The sequence below is a fragment of the Achromobacter sp. NPDC008082 genome (genome assembly GCF_042957345.1).
GTDB lineage: Bacteria > Pseudomonadota > Gammaproteobacteria > Burkholderiales > Burkholderiaceae_B > Achromobacter > Achromobacter kerstersii_A.
The window spans coordinates 107411-125434 of the sequence record NZ_JBIBIB010000006.1 but is presented as its reverse complement, the minus strand read 5'-3'; the positions used below and the strand labels follow the sequence as shown (position 1 = coordinate 125434).

The 18024-nt window shown below is 65.0% G+C and carries 15 protein-coding genes; 11 read left to right on the top strand and 4 right to left on the bottom strand.

Annotated features, from left to right (window positions below; translation table 11 throughout):
• The first annotated feature begins 44 nt into the window (after positions 1-44).
• From ACFZAI_RS24170 to ACFZAI_RS24145, 6 genes are all read left to right on the top strand, one after another.
• On the top strand, positions 45-836 hold the full coding sequence (locus ACFZAI_RS24170) for an enoyl-CoA hydratase/isomerase family protein (RefSeq protein WP_391569306.1): 792 nt from the start codon (positions 45-47) through the stop codon (positions 834-836).
• Between the two features lie 5 nt (positions 837-841).
• Complete coding sequence (locus ACFZAI_RS24165) at positions 842-2383, top strand: malonyl-CoA synthase (protein WP_391569305.1); 1542 nt, start codon at positions 842-844, stop codon at positions 2381-2383.
• Between the two features lie 164 nt (positions 2384-2547).
• Entirely contained in the window at positions 2548-3519 is a 972-nt protein-coding gene (locus tag ACFZAI_RS24160) for a Bug family tripartite tricarboxylate transporter substrate binding protein (RefSeq protein ID WP_391569304.1), read from the top strand.
• Between the two features lie 79 nt (positions 3520-3598).
• Positions 3599-4099 (top strand): sigma-70 family RNA polymerase sigma factor, encoded by a 501-nt coding sequence (locus ACFZAI_RS24155; protein ID WP_391569303.1) that lies wholly within the window; start codon positions 3599-3601, stop codon positions 4097-4099.
• The gene (locus tag ACFZAI_RS24150) at positions 4096-5064 is read left to right on the top strand and encodes a FecR domain-containing protein (protein ID WP_391569302.1); all 969 of its coding nucleotides are present in this window, start codon (positions 4096-4098) and stop codon (positions 5062-5064) included. The genes ACFZAI_RS24155 and ACFZAI_RS24150 overlap by 4 nt, the downstream gene beginning before the upstream one ends.
• A 92-nt stretch (positions 5065-5156) precedes the next feature.
• Positions 5157-7598, top strand: coding sequence for a TonB-dependent siderophore receptor (locus tag ACFZAI_RS24145; RefSeq protein ID WP_391569301.1), 2442 nt, complete (start codon positions 5157-5159; stop codon positions 7596-7598).
• A gap of 8 nt (positions 7599-7606) precedes the next feature.
• On the opposite strand, the gene ACFZAI_RS24140 is transcribed toward ACFZAI_RS24145, so the two are convergent.
• Positions 7607-8563, bottom strand: coding sequence for an aldo/keto reductase (locus tag ACFZAI_RS24140; protein WP_054426452.1), 957 nt, complete (start codon positions 8561-8563; stop codon positions 7607-7609).
• Positions 8564-8825: 262 nt separating this feature from the next.
• Here ACFZAI_RS24140 and ACFZAI_RS24135 point away from each other — a divergent pair, with 262 nt between their 5' ends.
• From ACFZAI_RS24135 to ACFZAI_RS24125, 3 genes are all read left to right on the top strand, one after another.
• Positions 8826-9797: an ABC transporter substrate-binding protein gene (locus ACFZAI_RS24135; RefSeq protein WP_391569300.1), complete on the top strand. Its 972-nt coding sequence runs from the start codon at positions 8826-8828 to the stop codon at positions 9795-9797.
• 248 nt (positions 9798-10045) lie between these two features.
• The gene (locus tag ACFZAI_RS24130) at positions 10046-10936 is read left to right on the top strand and encodes an ABC transporter permease (protein ID WP_391569299.1); all 891 of its coding nucleotides are present in this window, start codon (positions 10046-10048) and stop codon (positions 10934-10936) included.
• A 1-nt stretch (position 10937) separates the two neighbouring features.
• Positions 10938-11732: an ABC transporter ATP-binding protein gene (locus ACFZAI_RS24125; protein ID WP_391569298.1), complete on the top strand. Its 795-nt coding sequence runs from the start codon at positions 10938-10940 to the stop codon at positions 11730-11732.
• Positions 11733-11801: 69 nt separating this feature from the next.
• On the opposite strand, the gene ACFZAI_RS24120 is transcribed toward ACFZAI_RS24125, so the two are convergent.
• The 3 genes from ACFZAI_RS24120 to ACFZAI_RS24110 all read right to left on the bottom strand — a co-directional run bounded on the left by ACFZAI_RS24120 (position 11802) and on the right by ACFZAI_RS24110 (position 16458).
• Positions 11802-13049 carry an NAD(P)/FAD-dependent oxidoreductase gene (locus ACFZAI_RS24120; protein ID WP_391569297.1) on the bottom strand — a complete coding sequence of 416 codons (1248 nt, stop codon included), beginning with the start codon at positions 13047-13049 and terminating at the stop codon, positions 11802-11804.
• 215 nt (positions 13050-13264) lie between these two features.
• The gene (locus ACFZAI_RS24115) at positions 13265-14947 is read right to left on the bottom strand and encodes an NAD(P)-binding protein (protein ID WP_391569296.1); all 1683 of its coding nucleotides are present in this window, start codon (positions 14945-14947) and stop codon (positions 13265-13267) included.
• The gene (locus ACFZAI_RS24110; protein WP_391569295.1) at positions 14947-16458 is read right to left on the bottom strand and encodes a polyamine aminopropyltransferase; all 1512 of its coding nucleotides are present in this window, start codon (positions 16456-16458) and stop codon (positions 14947-14949) included. The genes ACFZAI_RS24115 and ACFZAI_RS24110 overlap by 1 nt, the downstream gene beginning before the upstream one ends.
• 89 nt (positions 16459-16547) lie before the next feature.
• Between ACFZAI_RS24110 and ACFZAI_RS24105 the strand changes: the two genes are divergently transcribed.
• Both ACFZAI_RS24105 and ACFZAI_RS24100 read left to right on the top strand, forming a co-directional pair.
• Complete coding sequence (locus ACFZAI_RS24105; RefSeq protein WP_391569707.1) at positions 16548-16934, top strand: DUF350 domain-containing protein; 387 nt, start codon at positions 16548-16550, stop codon at positions 16932-16934.
• Between the two features lie 40 nt (positions 16935-16974).
• A complete protein-coding gene (locus tag ACFZAI_RS24100; protein WP_391569294.1) occupies positions 16975-18021 on the top strand; it encodes an SPFH domain-containing protein in 1047 nt (348 codons plus the stop codon).
• Positions 18022-18024 lie beyond the last annotated feature (3 nt).

The following is an 18024-nucleotide window of genomic DNA, read 5'->3' as shown; positions in this document are numbered from 1 at the left end:
CGCCGGATACACGGCGCCATCCATCCATAAGAAGGGCAGGGGACATGAAGGAAGACGACGCCGGCCGTGTGCGGCTGGAACGTGACGGGGGCTTTGCTTGGGTGACGCTATCGCACCCGGGGCGGCTGAACGCCATCACGGTAGGCATGTGGGGGCAACTGCGCGACGTGTTCACGCAGCTGGCCGCGGATGACAGCCTGCGCTGCGTGATCGTGCGCGGCGAAGGCGGCAATTTTGCCGCGGGCGCGGACATCCGCGAATTCCCGCAGCAGCGCGCCGACATGGCCGGCGTGCAGCGCTATCACCGCGACATCCTGGCGCCCGCGCTGCAAGCCGTGGCGCAATGCCCGCACCCTGTCATTGCTCAGATTGAAGGCGTGTGCGTGGGCGGCGGGCTGGAAATCGCCAGCCAGTGCGACCTGCGCATTGCCGGCGCATCCGCCCGCTTTGGCGTGCCGATCAACCGGCTGGGCTTTCCCATGGCGCCTGACGAAATGCGCGGCCTGTTGGCGCTGGCCGGGCGCGCCGCCACGCTCGCCATCCTGCTTGAAGGCCGCGTGTTCGGCGCGGAAGAAGCGCAAGCGCTGGGCCTGTTGACGCGCATCGTGCCGGATGAGCAGGTGGCCGATGCCGCCCGCCGCAGCGCCGAGCGCATCGCCCAGGGCGCGCCAATCGCCGCCCGTATCAATAAACGCTTGTCCGCAAGGCTCGCCCAAGGCGGCGCCTTGACCGAAGCCGAATATCAAGATTATTTCTCCTATGCCGACAGCCGGGACCACAAGGAAGGCGTGCGCGCTTTCCTGGCCGGCGTAGACCCTTCCTTTTCCGGAGACTGACCAAGGTGAGCAACGCCAACCTCTATGCCGTCCTGCAAGGCGGCTTTCCCAAGGACCGCAGCAAAGTCGCGCTGGAAACGCCCGACCTGCAATACACCTGGGATGACATCGACCGCGCCACCGCGTGCCTGGCCAACCTGCTGACCTCGCTGGACTTGCCCGACGGCTCGCGCGTGGCGGTGCAGGTGGAAAAATCGCCCGAAGCGCTGCTGCTGTATCTGGCCACGTTGCGCGCTGGGCTGGTGTACCTGCCGCTGAACACGGCGTATCGCGAAGCCGAAATCGAATACTTCCTGGGCAATGCCGAGCCGGCCGTGGTGGTGTGCGCCAGCAAGAACCGCGACTGGGTGCAACGCGCCGCCGACAAAGCGGGCTGCGCGCACGTCTACACGCTGGATGAAGACCGCACCGGCACCTTGCTGGAAGCCGCGGGCAGCCTGCCGCAAACCTTCAAGACCGTAGTGCGCCAGGCCGATGACCTGGCCGCCATTCTGTACACGTCCGGCACCACCGGCCGCAGCAAGGGCGCCATGCTGTCGCACGGCAACCTGGCCGCCAACGCGCAGGTGCTGCATGAATACTGGGGCTGGCGCGAAGACGATGTGCTGCTGCACATGCTGCCCATCTTCCATGTGCACGGCTTGTTCGTGGCCTCGCACGGCGCGCTGCTTGCCGGCGCCAAGATGATCTGGCTGCCCAAGCTGGACGCGGATCAAGCGCTGCATTACCTGCCGCAAAGCACGGTGATGATGGGCGTGCCGACGTATTACGTGCGCCTCTTGGCCGACCCGCGCTTTACCCGCGACGTGTGCGCGAAGATGCGCCTGTTCATTTCGGGATCGGCGCCGTTGCTGGCCGAAACGTTTACTGACTTCGAACAGCGCAGCGGCCACGCCATTCTGGAACGCTACGGCATGAGCGAAACCGTCATGCTGACGTCCAACCCCTACGACGCCAAGCTGGGCGAGCGTTTGGCCGGCACTGTCGGCCGCGCGCTGCCGGGCGTGCAGGTGCGCGTGGTGGATGATGCGGGCATCGCCTTGGCGCCGGGTGAAATCGGCAACGTGCAGGTGCGCGGCCCCAATGTGTTCTCGGGCTATTGGCGCATGCCGGAAAAGACCCGCGAAGAATTCACCGAAGACGGCTGGTTCAAGACGGGCGACGTCGGCCGCTGGGGCGGCGTATCGGCCGGCCGCGACGTGCCGGCCGATTATCTGTCCATCGTGGGCCGCAGCAAGGACTTGATCATCTCGGGCGGCTTCAACGTCTACCCCAAAGAGATCGAAACGCTGATCGACGACATGCCCGGCGTGGCGGAATCGGCGGTGATCGGCGTGCCGCACGCCGACTTCGGCGAAGCGGTGGTGGCGGTGGTGGTGCCCAAGAACGGCGTGTCGCTGGATGCGGCGGCGATGCAGCTTGAGCTCAAGTCACGCATTGCGAACTTCAAGGTGCCCAAGCGCGTGCACATCGTTGGCGAACTGCCGCGCAACACCATGGGCAAGGTGCAGAAGAACGTGCTGCGCGAAACGTACAAGGCGCTTTGACGCCAGGCGAGGATGCCGGTCCCCAGGGGCCGGCATTTTTTTATCCCAAGGAGATCATCCCCATTCAATGTGAACGCAGTCCTGGCAGCTTCATTCCATAAAAAATCCAAGAGACGAGACGCACATAACCGCGCCGTCCCCATGATGCAGCAAGAGGAGACACTATGAGAGTTCGCACGACCGCCGCAGCCGTATTCGCCGTGGCAGCCCTGAGTGTTGGCGGTGTGGCCGCCGCGCAATGGCCTGAGCGCCCCATCACGCTGATCGTTCCGTTCCCCGCAGGCGGCGGCACGGATACCTTTGCCCGTCCGCTGGCCCAGCAACTGACCATGCAGCTTGGCCAGACGGTGGTGATCGACAACAAGGGCGGCGCAGGCGGCACGGTGGGCGCGGGCGTGGCCGCCAAGGCCCGGCCCGACGGCTACACCTTCTTCATGGGCGGCGCGCATCACGCGTTGGCCCCGTCGCTGTACAAAAGCCTGAACTACAACATCCAGAAGGACTTCGTGCCCGTTGCGCTGGTGGCGCAGCCGCCGCAGGTGGTGGTTATCAACGCCAGCAAGCTGCCGGTCAAGACCTTGCAGGAATTCATCGACTACGCCAAGAAGCACCCGGGCGAAATCAACTACGGCACGGCCGGCAAAGGCAGCACGCACCACCTGGCGGGCGAGTTGTTTGCCATGCAGACCGGCATCAAGTTAGTTGATGTGCCATATCAGGGGGCAGGGCCTATGTTGTCGGCGCTGATCGGCGGCCAGGTGGATCTGGCGTTCGACGGGCTGGGGTCGTCGTCAGGCCATATACGCGCGGGCGTCATCAAGCCCTTGGCCGTGGCCGCGACCGAACGCTCGGCTTCGTTGCCCGACGTGCCCACCGCCGCCGAAGCGGGCGTGCCGAACTACGTCGTGTCGACCTGGTACGCCATCTGGGCGCCGGCCGGCACGCCGAAGGAAGCGGTCGACAAGATGGCGGTGGAAATCACCAAGGCCTTGAACGCGCCGAAGATCAAGGAAACCTGGGCCGGCAACGGTTCCGCGGTGCCGACATTGACGGGCGCAGACTTCGGTAAGTTCGTCGATAGCGAGGTGGATCGCTGGGCGAAAGTCGTCAAGGATTCCGGAGTGAAGCTGGATTGATGTGTTTGCCGGGCCGGATTCAGATTACTATTGATAATCGTTATCATTAGTAAATCTGCATTCCGGTCCGTCGAACGCCATGAATCCAAGCGGTACGCCTGCCCCCATCGAAGGGCTCTACATCCAGCATCAATCCTGGCTGCGCGACTGGCTGCGCAGGAAGACGGGCTGCCCATTCGATGCGGCCGACCTGACCCACGACACCTATCTGAAAGTGCTGGTCCGCGAGGACGACACGCGCGCCCTGCGCGAGCCGCGCGCGTATCTGACGACCATTGCGCACGGCTTGATGGTGAATCTGTTTCGCCGCCGCGATATCGAACGTGCGTATCTGGACAGCCTGGCGCTGGTTGAGGACGCGCACGCGCCGTCACCCGAACGGCGCGCCCTGGCATTGGAAGCGCTGCTGGAAATCGACCGGCTGCTTGACGGCTTGCCCGCCAAGGTGCGCAAGGCGTTTCTGCTGTCGCAGCTGGAAGGGCTGCGCCACGGCGAGATCGCCGAACGCATGGCGGTGTCGGTGAGCTCGGTGCGCCAGTATCTGGCGCGCGCCATGCAGCATTGCCTGGCGGCGTGGTGAGCGCGCGCGCCACGGGGCGGGTGGAATTACCGCCCGCCGTCATCCGCGAAGCCAGCAACTGGTTTGTGCGCCTGGGCGCCGAAGAGGCCACGCCGGCCGACGGCGCGGCCTGTCGCCGCTGGATCGACGCCGACCCCTTGCATCGCCTGGCATGGGAACGCGTGGAAATGTTGGGACGCCAATTCGGTCAGGTGGACCCCCAAGCCGGTCTGGCGGCGCTGGACCGCACGCCCTCCCGCGGCCGGCGTCAGGCGCTGAAGGCCTTGTCGCTGGTGCTGGGAGCGGGCGGGCTGGCGGCGGCGGGTTTGCCGTGGCGCGCCTGGAGCGCCGACTTCACCACGTCAGTGGGCGAAGGGCGCGTCGCCACGCTGGCCGATGGCACCGTGCTGAGCCTGAACACGGACAGCGCGGCCGACGTGCGCTTTGACGCCGTGCAACGCCAGATTGTGTTGCGCCGGGGCGAAGTGCACATCGCGTCCCACCCCGACCTGCACGCGCCTGCGCGGCCCTTGGTGGTGGCCACGCCCCTGGGCCGCATCACCGCGCTCGGCACGCGCTTTGTCGTGCGCTTGTTGGGCGACGAGGCCTGGGTGGCGGTGACCGAGGGCGCAGTCAGAATCGCACCGGTCTCAGGCGGCGCGGGCGCGGCGCGCGTGGTGGACGCCGGCGCCGGCACGCACTTCGATGCCCGCGCGGTACAAGCCGCGCGCCCCGCGCCGCACGCGGACGACTGGGTGCAAGGCGCGCTGTACGCCGACGCGATGCGGCTAGATGCCTTCGTTGACGCGCTCAGCCGGCATCGGCCGGGCAGGCTCGTGTGCGACCCGGCCGTGGCGGGCTTGCGCATCTCGGGCTCGTACCCGCTGGGCGACACCGACCGCATCCTGGCCGCCGTCGAACGTGCGCTGCCTGTGCGCGTCGATCGGTTCACGCGCTACTGGGTAACGATCCGCCCGCGAGGGTGATTCCAATAATTTTCTGCGCGGCCCTGTCACTTTTGCATTCTCGATTGGCATACGGGTGAAGCCTCGATTCTCTTCGCCTGGAACCCAACGAAATGTCTCTGCCGTTTTTCCCCTCTCATTGCGCCGCGCCGGCGGGCCTGCGCATGAAGGCGTTTGCCGCGCTGGTGCTGGCCGCCATGGCGGGCGCTGCGCTGTCGCCCACGACGGCGCAGGCGCAAGCGCGCGCCGCCAATACCATCCGCCATTCCGTGACCATACCGGCCGGCGCACTCGGCGCTGCGTTGTCCAGCTTTGCCCAGCAGACGCAGGTGCTGCTGTCGTTCGACCCGGCGCTGACTTCAGGCATGGAGACGGCCGGCCTGCAAGGCGGCTATGACGTCGACCAGGGCTTTGCGGCCTTGTTGGCAGGCACGGGCCTGGAAGTGTTGCGCCGCGCCGATGGCGACTACCAATTGCAGCGCGTGGGTGGCGCGCAGGCCACGCAGTTGGCGCCCGTGGTGGTGCTGGGCGCAGGCGCCACCACCGAAGGCACCGGCGAATACACGGCAGACTGGATGCGGTCGGCCAACGGCCTGGTGCTGTCGCAACGTGAAACCCCGCAATCCACCAGCGTGCTGACGCGCCAGCAAATGGACGACCGTTCCATCACGTCCGTGCGCGACGTCATGGAAAACGCCACCGGCATGAATGTGCAGCAGGCGGAGTCCGAGCGCCTGACCTATTACTCGCGCGGCTTTTCCATGGACACGTTCCAGTTCGACGGTGTCGTCAAGCCGCTGAACGGCATCTACCAATTCGGCGATGGCAACCTGGACCCGGTCATCTACGACCACGTGGAAATCATCCGCGGCGCGACCGGCCTGATGAGCGGCACGGGCAACCCCGGCGGCTCGGTCAACTTCATCCGCAAGCGTCCCACCCGCGAATTTCAGGGCGACATCAAGCTGTCGGCCGGCACCGAAGACACCTATCGTGGCGAAGTGGATTTGTCCACGCCGTTCAATGAATCAGGCTCGGTGCGCGGGCGCATCGTCGGCGCGAAAGAACGGCGGGGCGACACGATGGACCTCTACAAGAAAAAGCGCGACGTGCTCTACGGCATTGTCGAAGCGGACATTGCCGACGCCACCACGGTCAGCCTGGGCGCGTCGGTGCAACGCACGCGGCCCAGCGGCATCAGTTGGGGCGGGCTGCCCGCGCTCGATGCCGACGGCAAACCCATCGATTGGCCCAAGGGCCAGGCCATGGGCGCGAAGTGGTCGCGCTGGGACACGGACTCGCACGAGTATTTCGCGCAGCTGGACCACGGCTTTGCCAATGGCTGGAACGCGCGCCTGTCGTTCACGCGCCTGGAAAACAAGTTCGACGCGCCGCTGCTGTTCACGTCAGACGTGCCCGTCACCATCGATGGCTTTTCCACGCCGCCATTGCTGCGCAAATTCGTGGGCGGCAGCGACCAGAACGTGGTAGGCGGCTCGATGGACGGCGGCTTCGACGCGTTTGGCCGGCAGCATCAGTTCAACGTGGGCTTCTCGCATTCCGACATCAAGGCCTGGAACCAGAGCTGGGACACGACAGACCAGGACACCTATCCCATCCCTGACGTGCACCACTGGACGGGCGATTGGCCCGCGCCCAACTGGGACATCCTGGCGCTGTCGCAAACCAACCGCAACAAGCAGACGGGCATCTACGGCACGCTGCGCCTGGGCCTGACTGAGCGGCTGCATCTGCTGACCGGCGCGCGCTGGACGCGTTGGGAATCCACCGAAACCAGCGGGGGCGTGACGGGCTATTCGCACACGTACTCCGAGGTCACCCCGTATGTGGGCGTGACGTATGACCTGAACGACACCTACACCGCCTACGCCAGCTACACCAACATCTTCCAGCCGCAGATGGTGAAAACGCAGACGTGGGACATGGCCGGCCCGGCCTATGGCCACAACTACGAGATGGGCCTGAAGGCGGCGTATCTGGATGGCCGCGTCAACGCATCCGTTGCCGTGTTCCAGACCGACCAGAAGGACGTGGCCGAGTACGGCGGCTACGACTATGCGCACGACGACGGCTGGTACTACATCCTGGACGGCACGCGCACGCGCGGCTTCGAAGCCGAAGTGGCGGGCGAAGTGATGCCGGGCTGGAATGTTTTCCTGGGCTATACGTATCGCCAGTCCAAGGACAACAACGGCAAGAAGGTGCAGACGACCCAGCCCGAACAGCTGCTGAAGCTGAGCACCGCATACCGCCTGCCTGGCGCGTTGAACAAGGTGACGGTGGGCGGCGGCGTGCGCTGGCAAAGCCAGACCAGCGCACAGACGTACTACGGGCTGACGTCCGGTTCGATCGTGCAAAAGCCCTACGCGCTGTTTGATCTGATGGCGCAGATCAACTTCACGGACAAGACGCAGTTGCAGCTGAATGTGCGCAACCTGGCCGACAAGAAGTACTACCGCTCGATGGGCTTTTACAACTCGGTCTTCTATGGCGAAGGCCGCACCGCGCTGCTCACGCTGACGCAGCGCTTTTAGCCCAGGCGTTATCGCCAGTCGCTCGCCTGGCTGAGCTTGGCCAACTGGTCACGCGTCAGCGTCAGGCTGGCGGCCTTGACCAGTTCGTCAAGCTGGGCGATAGACGTTGCGCTGACGATGGGCGACGTGATGCCGGGCTGCGCAATCTGCCAGGCAAGCGCCGCCTGTGCAGGCGTGCAGCCGGCGTCTTCCGAGACCTCGTCCAGCGCCTTCAGAATGCGAAAGCCGCGCTCGTTCAGATACGTGTCCACAATCTTCTGGCCGCGCGCGCTCTTGCTGACGTCGGCGGCGCTGCGGTACTTGCCGCTGAGAAAGCCGCTGGCCAGCGCGTAGTAGTTGATGGTGCCCATCTGCTGCGTCTTCACCAGGCTTTGCAGGCCGGATTCAAAGGGCTCGCGGCTGTACAGGTTGTATTCCGGCTGGATGCTTTCGTAGCGCGGCAGGTCATGGCGTTCGGCGGTGATCAGCGCTTCCGACAGGCGCACCGCCGTGTAGTTTGACGCGCCAATGGCGCGCACCTTGCCCGACTCGATGTGCTTGGCGTATTCGGCCAGCGTGTCGGTCAGCGGGGTGTCGGGATCATCCTTGTGCGACTGGTACAGGTCCACGTAATCCGTTTGCAGCCGGGCCAGCGATGCGTCCAGCGAGCGGCGGATGTAGGCAGGCGCCAGGCCTTTGGCGTCCGGGCCCATTTCCATGCCGACCTTCGTGGCGATCATGACGCGGTCGCGCTTGCCAGAGCGCTTTAACCATTTGCCGATCAGCGTTTCGGATTCACCGCCCTGGTTGCCGGGCACCCATCGCGAGTACACGTCGGCGGTGTCGATGAAGTTCAGCCCGGCGTCCACCAGCGCGTCCAGCAATGAGTACGTGCCGGCCTCGTCAACGGTCCAGCCAAAGACGTTGCCGCCGAACGTGAGGGGGGGAATTTGCAGGCCGGAACGGCCCAATGCGCGTTTGATCATGATGTGGCCTTTGGATACGGCGGCCGGCCTTGGGGCAAGGGCGGCCGCGCGGATTTAGTATATTGGCGCCGCGTGCCCCGGCGTGGGGCGCGCCACTTCCGGCATGCACCATTTCAGGGATTCCCCCCAAATTCTTTTGCGTGGCGGCAAGTTAGACTATACGGCTTTACGGCGAGCGTAAGCCGTCGGGAAGCCGCCGGCGCCGCCGTAACCACGAACAAATACCCGACGAACATATACCAAGGGTTCAAGGAGCAAAGTAATGCTGATCGGAAAAAAACATTTTCTGACGGCTGGCGCCATGGCGCTGGCAATGGCTATCGCCGCGCCGGTGTCCGCGCAGCAGAAATCGGTGGCGGTGACCGCCATCGTCGAGCACCCGGCGCTGGATGCCGTGCGCGACGGCGTGCAAGACGCGCTGAAGCAAGCCGGCTATGAACCCGGCAAGAACCTGAAGTGGCAATACCAAAGCGCGCAGGGCAACAACGGCACCGCCGCACAGATCGCCCGCAAGTTCGTCGGCGACCGCCCTGACGCCATCGTCGCCATCGCAACGCCGTCGGCCCAGGCGGTGGTGGCCGCCACGAAGGATGTGCCGGTGGTGTATTCCGCCGTGACCGATCCCGTTGCCGCCCAACTGGTGGCCAGCATGGACGCCTCGGGCACCAACGTGACCGGCGTGTCCGACCTGCTGGCGCTGGACAAGCAGGTTGACCTCATCAAGAAAATCGTTCCCAACGCCAAGCGCGTGGGCATCGTCTACAACCCGGGCGAAGCCAACTCGGTGGTGGTCGTGAAGAAGCTCCAGGAAATTCTGCCGAAGTCGGGCATGAGCCTGGTGGAAGCCGCCGCCCCGCGTTCGGTTGACGTGGCCTCTGCCGCGCGCAGCCTGATCGGCAAGGTCGACGTCATCTACACCAACACCGACAACAACGTTGTGTCGGCGTATGAATCGCTGGTGAAGGTGGGCAACGACGCCAAGATTCCGCTGATCGCCTCGGACACCGACAGCGTCAAGCGCGGCGGCATCGCTGCGCTGGGCATCAACTACCGCGACCTGGGCGTGCAGACGGGCAAAGTGGTGGTGCGCATCCTGAAGGGCGAAAAGCCCGGCGCCATCCCGTCGGAAGTGGTCTCCAAGCTTGAGCTCTACGTGAACCCGGGCGCCGCCGCCAAGCAAGGCGTGACCTTGTCTGACGCCATCATCAAGTCGGCCGCCGTGGTTGTGAAGTAAAACGGCGCCGCACCAACCCCGCCATGCCGGCTAGGTGTGCGCGGGGTTTTTTTTCACCGACGCGTTTGACCACCTGCGCTTGCGGCCCTGTCCGCAGGCGTGGCGGCGCTTTGGCAGAAAAAAAGCGAAAATGGCGCGCCGGGAAACGTTTGTTGCGAAAGCTGGGGTAAAACTGACCCCCAAACGCAAGAAACCCGACGTTTCAAGTCTTTAATATGCACCATCCTTACCCTGATTGGATTTAACCCATGTCATTGTTCTCGTTGTTAGGCGCGTTGGAGATCGGGCTGATCTTCAGCCTGGTGGCCTTGGGCGTGTTTATCTCCTTTCGCCTGCTGCGCTTCCCCGACCTGACCGTTGACGGCAGCTTCCCGCTGGGCGGCGCCGTCTGTGCCACGCTGATCGCGTCTGGCACCGATCCGTTTTCGGCCACCATCATCGCCACCTTCGCCGGCGCGGCCGCAGGGCTGGTCACGGGCTGGCTGAACGTGAAGCTGAAGATCATGGATCTGCTGGCCAGCATCCTGATGATGATTGCGCTGTACTCGGTCAACCTGCGCATCATGGGCAAGCCCAACGTTCCGCTGATCACCGAACCCACGGTGTTCACCATTTTGCAGCCGGGCTGGATTTCCGATTACGTCGCGCGTCCGCTGATCCTGATTGTGATTGTGATTCTGGCCAAGCTGGCGCTGGACTGGTTCTTCGCCACGCAGACCGGGCTGGCCGTGCGCGCCACCGGTTCCAATGGCCGCATGGCCCGTGCGCAAGGCGTGAACACGGGCCGCATGATTCTGGGCGGCATGGCGCTGTCGAACGCGCTGGTTGCCCTGGCGGGCGCGCTCTTTGCGCAGACGCAAGGCGGCTCTGATATTTCGATGGGCATCGGCACCATCGTGATCGGCCTGGCCGCGGTGATCGTCGGCGAAAGCATTCTGCCGTCGCGCAAACTGGTGCTGGCGACACTCGCCGTCATCATCGGCGCCATCGTTTACCGCTTCTTCATCGCGCTGGCGTTGAATAGCGATTTCATCGGCCTGAAGGCGCAAGACCTGAACCTCGTTACCGCGGTGCTGGTCACGGTCGCCCTGGTCATTCCGATGCTCAAGCGCCGCCTGGTCGGCAAGAAGGGGCGCTGATATGTTGTCCGCAAAAGATCTGAAAATTACCTTCAACGCGGGAACGCCCATCGAAACCCGCGCGTTGCGCGGCCTGTCGCTGGAAATTCCGTCGGGCCAGTTCGTGACCGTGATCGGTTCCAACGGCGCGGGCAAGTCCACGTTCCTGAACGCCGTATCGGGCGACCTGCCGATTGATTCCGGCCGCATCGACATCAATGGCGTGGACGTCACGCGCCAGCCCGTGTGGGCGCGCGCGGGCCGCGTGGCCCGCGTGTTCCAGGACCCCATGGCCGGCACCTGCGAAGACCTGACCATTGAAGAAAACATGGCGCTGGCGCAGATGCGCGGCGTGCGGCGCGGCTTTGGCCGCGCGGTGAAGGCGTCAATGAAAGATGGCTTTCGCGAACGTCTGGCCACCTTGGGCCTGGGCCTGGAAAACCGGCTGACCGACCGCATCGGCCTGCTCTCAGGCGGCCAGCGTCAGGCGGTGAGCTTGCTGATGGCGGCGTTGCAGCCTTCGCGCATCCTGCTGCTGGACGAGCACACCGCCGCCTTGGACCCGCGCACGGCAGATTTCGTGTTGCAGCTGACGGCGCGCATCGTCGCCGAAAACCAGCTGACGACGATGATGGTCACGCACAGCATGCGTCAGGCGCTGGACGTGGGCGACCGCACGGTCATGCTGCATCAGGGCCAGGTGGTGCTGGATGTGTCGGGCGACGAGCGCCGCGGCATGGACGTGCCTGACCTGCTGCAAATGTTCGAACGCGTGCGCGGTGAAAAGCTGTCGGACGACGCGTTGCTGCTGGGTTGAATATTGCCCCCGGGCTGACCGGCTTTTGAGCCGGCAGCCCGCGCAATTTACACAAAGCAGCCGGGCAATTTACAAAAAGCGGCCGGGGCGGAACGCGTGGTGCAAGGCCGTAGCGCGGCCATCGATCATCAATTCCGCCAGCAGTTTCGCGCTGCCAGGCGCGGTGCTGAAGCCGATGTGCTGATGCCCCAGCGCCAGCCACAGGCCGGGATGGCGGGGCGCTTCGCCAATCATCGGGCGGCTGTCGGGCAGGGTGGGGCGGCGGCCCAGCCAAGGGGCGGCATCCAGCCGTTCGCCTAACGGAAAGGCTTCGCGCGCACGCTGTTCCGCCAGCTCCAACTGCACGGGCCGAGGGGCCGCGTCGCAGGCATCCAGTTCGACGCCGGTGGTCAAACGCAGCCCGCGCGCCATGGGCGACAACACATAGCCGCCACCCGTGTCATACACCGGCCGGCTGACGCGCGCGCCGTCCGCGCCGCGGTAATGCATGTGATAGCCGCGTTCAAACGCCATGGGCAAGTCGATGCCGGTGGTGTTCAGCAGCGTCTTGGACCACGGGCCCAGCGCCACCACCACCTGATCCGCGGATAGCGATTCCGAGTCTTGCGCGCCTTGCACCGTCCAGCGCTGGCCGTCGCGGCGCAGGGCGGTGGCCGTCATGCCCTTGAGCGTGCCGCCCGCTTGAAGGAACAGGCCGGCGTACGCGGCCACCACCGCATGCGGATCATCCACCGAGTACGACCCTTGAATCCACAAGGCGCGATGGAAGATGGGCGCAAGCGCCGGTTCCATCTGGGCAAGCTCGGCGGGGCTGAGCGTCTGGGTGGGCACCTGGTATTGCGCAAAGGTCTTGCGCGCCAGCTCGCTGCCCTGCCACGCGGCCTCGTTGCGGTACAGGAACACCCAGCCCGTATCGCGCAGGCGATGGCGCGCGCCGGCCTCGTCCAGCAGCTTCAGGTGTTCAGGGGCCGACAGCCGGATCAGCCCGTCCAGCGCGTTGACGGTTTCGCGGAAGACGGCGGGCCGGGCGTTGAGCAGAAAGCGCGCCGCCCAGCCCAGATGCTTTGCCAGGAAAGCGGGGCGATAGCGGAATTGGACGGTATTGTTTTTCAGCAGCCGGGGCAGTTGCGGCCACAAGCCCGGGTGGTTAAACGGCATCAGCGAGCTGCGCGCCAGCACGCCCGCGTTGCCCATTGACGTCTCCATGCCCGGTTCCCGCTTGTCGACCAAGGTGACCGTGGCGCCACGGCGCAACAGCTCCAACGCGCAGCAGACACCGACGATGCCCGCGCCCAGAACAATGACGTGCTTTCCCATGGTTTTTTATTCGAAGCGTCAAGGCCGGGGATTGTATTGCAGCGGCGTGTTGGCGTCGCGTATTGCTGCGGGCTCAGCGTGCCGGGCCGTAGTGCTGGCCCGTAGTGCCGGCCCGTAGTGCCGGTCCGTAGTGTCGGCCCGTAGTGCCGGCCCGTAGTGTCGGCATGCATGGGGGGGGCTTCCTGGGGACGCGCCGCCAGCTTTGGCATGCCCCGTCAAGTGGCCGGCTTTTGCCCCAGGATGCGGCCCGCCGCCACGACACCCCACCACGACGCTTCTTCGAATACGGAATAGCCCGATAGGTCCGCATGCGCGAACAGCACCGGGCCATCGACTTCGCGCAGCGCGGCCAAGCCCGCGTTGGATAAATAACCGCACAGCGGCGAGGCCATGGCGTGGCCGCGCACGGTGATGTCCAATTGCCGCGCGTTGCGCCAGAACTCGCTGCCGTAAGCGGCAACAAGATCAGCCGCCGCCTCGTCGCGCAAGGCCTCGGGGCTTGCCGTGCTGAGCCATTGCCGTGCGGCTTGCGGCGCTTGCCCGCTTAGCGCGTGATACGCGGTGAACACCGTGCGCGGTGAGCGCGCAACGCGCAGCAGCTGATGGGTAGACACGACATAGCCCAACGCCCGGCCTTGGTAGACGACGTTGTCCCACGACAGCGGTTCGCCGGGCGCTTCCAGCGGATAGCCTTCCAACACGAAATTGGACACCAGCCACGGCGCGTGCGACGACGTGTGTATGGCCGGGTCGTAACCGTAGGCGCGGATGTCGGGCAGGATGCGCTGCGCCACGAACAAGGGCATGGCGCAGACGGTGCGCCGGGTTTGCAGCGTGTAGGCGGTGGGGTTGGCGGCGGGGCTGGCGGCGGGGCTGGCGGCGGGGCTGGCCGCGCCCTGCGTACCCGTGATGCACGTCACGCGCGGGCCGGCGGGCGTGTCGTCCACGCGCACCGCAGTACCCGGAATCAGCCAGCGGCTGTGTCCCAGCTTCTGGGTGATGGCGTCGCGCATGCGCTCGGCCAGCACCGCCAGCCCGCCCGGCCACGTCAGCACCGCGCCTTCGCCGGCGTTGGCGGCGTGGCCGTCGCGGCTGGCGAAGTAGTGCAGGCCGGCCCAGGCCGAAACCACGTCGTACTGCGCGCCGTAATCATCGCGGCAGCAGTAGTTCAGATACCAGTGCAGCGCGGGCGAGGTATAGCCCTCGCGCGACAGCCATTGCTTGAAGGGGATGGCGTCCAGCGCGCGCCACGCCGGGTCGTGCGATGACAGCACAAGCGGAATGCTGAACACCTTGCGGCCATCGTTGCCCACCTGCGTGTGCAGCCGGTCGATCAGCGCCAGAAAGCGGTGATGCTGCGCCACGTCTTCGTCCGGCAGCCCGGTCATGGGCAGCAGGCCTTCTTCCCAACGCCCGTTGCGCAGCAGCCGTTCCTGCGGCGAATGGACGAGCATGGCTTCGTCGTACGTCGGGCGCACGTCACCCGCGCCGCGTTCGATGATGCCGAAGTCGGCGAGCATTTCACGCACATGGGTAGACGCCATTGAAGGCAGCGGCAGGTAGTGCGCGCCCAGCGGATAGTCCAGCTCATCGCGCTTGCCCGCCGCCGCATTGCCTGCGAATTCCGGGCCTTGCACCACCACGAAATCGGTAAAGCCTTCGCGCGCGAGCTTCCACGCGCATGACAGGCCGGCCACCCCTGCGCCCAGGATGGCGACTTGGTGTGCATAGTGGGCCGACGGCGCGGGCAACGCCGCGCCATCGCGCAAGGCGTGTCCGGCTTGCATGCCCGGGTAGTGAACGCTGGCCGGGGTCTCGACGATGCGCGACCGGTACCAGCCCGCGGTGCCGGCGGCCGCTGCCGTGGCCGCGCCCAGCAGGAAGCTGCGGCGGCGCATCAGCGGATAACCTTGCGCCAGTCCTCGTCGAAATAGCGCACGAGCGACTGCTCATTCAAGCGGTTGGGCGGCATCGCCAGCGCCGGCATATCGGCGGGGAAGTGGAACAGTTCGCGCGTGGTGGCCGGGTCGAGATAGCGCGTTGGCACGGTGATCTTGTCAGGCGGCGTGTAGTCGCGCCGCTTGCTGGCCAGAATGAAACCCCAGTCGCCAAACGACGGCACATAGGTGTGGTACGGCCAGGTGTTCAGGCCCGCTTCCTTCAACGTGGCGTCCACGCTCCAGAACGAACGCGGCGCGAAGTAGGGCGACGTCGACTGGATCACCATGTAGCCGTTTTCGGCCAGGTGGCGCGCCATCAGGTGGTAGACCGGCACCGAGTACAAGCGGCCCAGGCCGAAGTTGGACGGGTCCGGAAAATCCACAACGATGAAGTCATAGACCTCGGCGTGCGTTTCCAGCCAGCGGCCGGCGTCGTCGTTGATGACGGTGACGCGCGGGTCTTTGAGCGCGCCCTGGTTCAACGCCACCAGCGGTTCCGAGCGCGAGAACAAGCCCGTCATCGCCGGGTCCAGATCCACCAGCGTCACGTGTTCGATGTTCTTGTATTTGAGGATTTCGCGCACCGCCAGCCCGTCGCCGCCGCCCAGCACCAGCACGTTGCGCGCCCAGGGCAGCGTCTGCAAACCCGGATGCACCAGCGACTCGTGATAACGATGTTCGTCGCGCGACGAGAATTGCAGGTTGTTGTTGATGTACAGGCGCAGGTCGTCATGCCAGCGCGTGACCACCAGCCGCTGATACGGCGTGGTTTCGGCGTGCACCACGTCGTCGCCGTACAAACCCTTTTCCGCCCAGGCCGTCATTGCGGTGGAATAGATGAAGCCCAGCGCCAGAAAGCCGATCACCACGCAGGCGCGGATGGCTTTCTCGCCGGGCCGGCGGACCTCGGCGCGAAACAGCCACGTCGTCCACAGCGCGACGCTGGCGTTCAGGATGCCGAACAGAAAGCTCGTGCGCAGCAGGCCCAGCTTGGGGGCGAGCAGCAGCGGGAAGATCAGGGAGACGGCCAGCGCGCCCAGGTAGTCAAAGGTCAGCACGCGGCTGACGATCTCGCGGAATTCGGCCTTGCGCTGGTTGAACACGCGCATCACCAGCGGAATTTCCATGCCGACCATCAGGCCGATAACGAACACGCCCACATACAAGGCCGCGCGAAAGGGGGCGGACAGCCAGGCGAACACCAGGAACAAGACGGCGGCGGACACGCCGCCCAACAGCGCGACAAGCAGTTCGACGTCGATGAACCGATTCAAAACGTCTTCGTCTTTTACATATTTTGACAACCACGAACCGATGCCCATCGCGAACAAATAGCAGCCGATGACGGACGAGAACTGAAGGATGGAATCCCCCAGTAAATAGCTGGCCAGCGCGCTGCTGATGAGCTCATAGCCCAAACCGCAGGAAGCAACGATCAATACCGATAGGATGAGAACGCGGTCGCGCATGAGGTGTCCGGGGCGAAAAATGCGTTCGCAGTATATCGAACGCCGCGTATATACTGCGCGCAATTAGGAGGGTGGCAATGGGAGAAGCGATGCATCCGGCGGTGACCTATCTGATCTATATCGTCTCGGCGCTAGTCATGCTGGGCGTTTTCACCGCGGTCTATACCGCCGTGACCCGCTACAAGGAATTCGACCTGATCCGCGAAGGCAACATCGCCGCGGTGCTGTCTTACGGCGGCGCGTTGGTCGGTTTCAGCTTCACGCTGTGCTCCAGCATTGCCGTGCACGCCAGCTTCGTGATGTTCCTGGTGTGGGGCGCCGCCGCCATGGTGGTGCAGATCGTCGTGTATGTCGTGATCGCCCAGGCCGTACGCGGCATGAACGAGGCCATCGAACAAAACAATATCGCCATGGGCGGCCTGATCGGTTCGATCTCGCTGGCCGCCGGCGTCGTCAACGCCGCCTGCCTGACCTGACGGCCGGCGCGCATTTCGATCTGACACGGGAGAACTTGCCATGAGTCTCGGTTCATTTATTCGCAAGCAGTTTATTGACATCCTGCAATGGAACGAGGATCGCGACGGCGTGCTCGCCTGGCGCCATCCGATGCAGGATTTCGAAATCCAGTACGGCGCCAGCCTGACCGTGCGGGAATCGCAGATGGCGGTGTTCGTCAACGAAGGCAAGGTGGCCGATGTGTTCGGCCCCGGCATGTACAAGCTGACGACGCAGACGCTGCCGATCCTGACGTACCTGAAGAACTGGGACAAGCTGTTCGAGTCGCCCTTCAAGTCGGACGTGATCTTTTTCAGCACACGCCTGCAACTGGGCCGGCGCTGGGGCACGGCGCAGCCGGTGACGCTGCGCGACAGCGAATTCGGCATGGTGCGCCTCCGCGCATTCGGCGTGTATTCGTATCAGATTTCCGACCCGGCCAAGTTCTACCGGGAAATCAGCGGCACCCGTGATGAATACACCGTGGACGACCTGGAAGCGCAGCTGCGCAACATGGTGGTCGCCGCGATGACGACGGCGCTGGGCGGCTCGAAGGTGCCGTTCCTGGACATCGCGGGCAACCAGGGGCTGATGTCGCAAAGCATCAGCGAGCAACTGGCCCCGGTGTTTGACCGCTATGGCGTGAAGCTCGACAACTTCACCGTTGAAAACGTGTCCCTGCCCGAAGAGCTGCAAAAGGCGCTGGACACGCGGATTTCGATGGGCATGGCGGGCGACCTGGGCAAATTCACCCAGTACCAGACCGCCACGTCGATTCCGCTGGCGGCGCAGAACGAAGGCGGCATCGCCGGCATTGGCGCGGGCCTGGCGGCCGGCGCCGCGCTGGGCCAGACGATGGCGGCGGGGTTGGGCGTGGGGCAGGGCCAGCCGCAGCAAGCCCCGCAACAACAACCGCCGCAGCCCGCGCAGCAAGCGGCGCCTGCCGCGGCGGGCGCCGATCCGGTCGCGCGCCTGCAACAGCTGAAGGACTTGCTGGACAAAGGGCTGATCACCGCCGCGGACTACGATTCGGCCAAGGCCGACGTGCTGAAGAAACTTACCAGCTAAGGA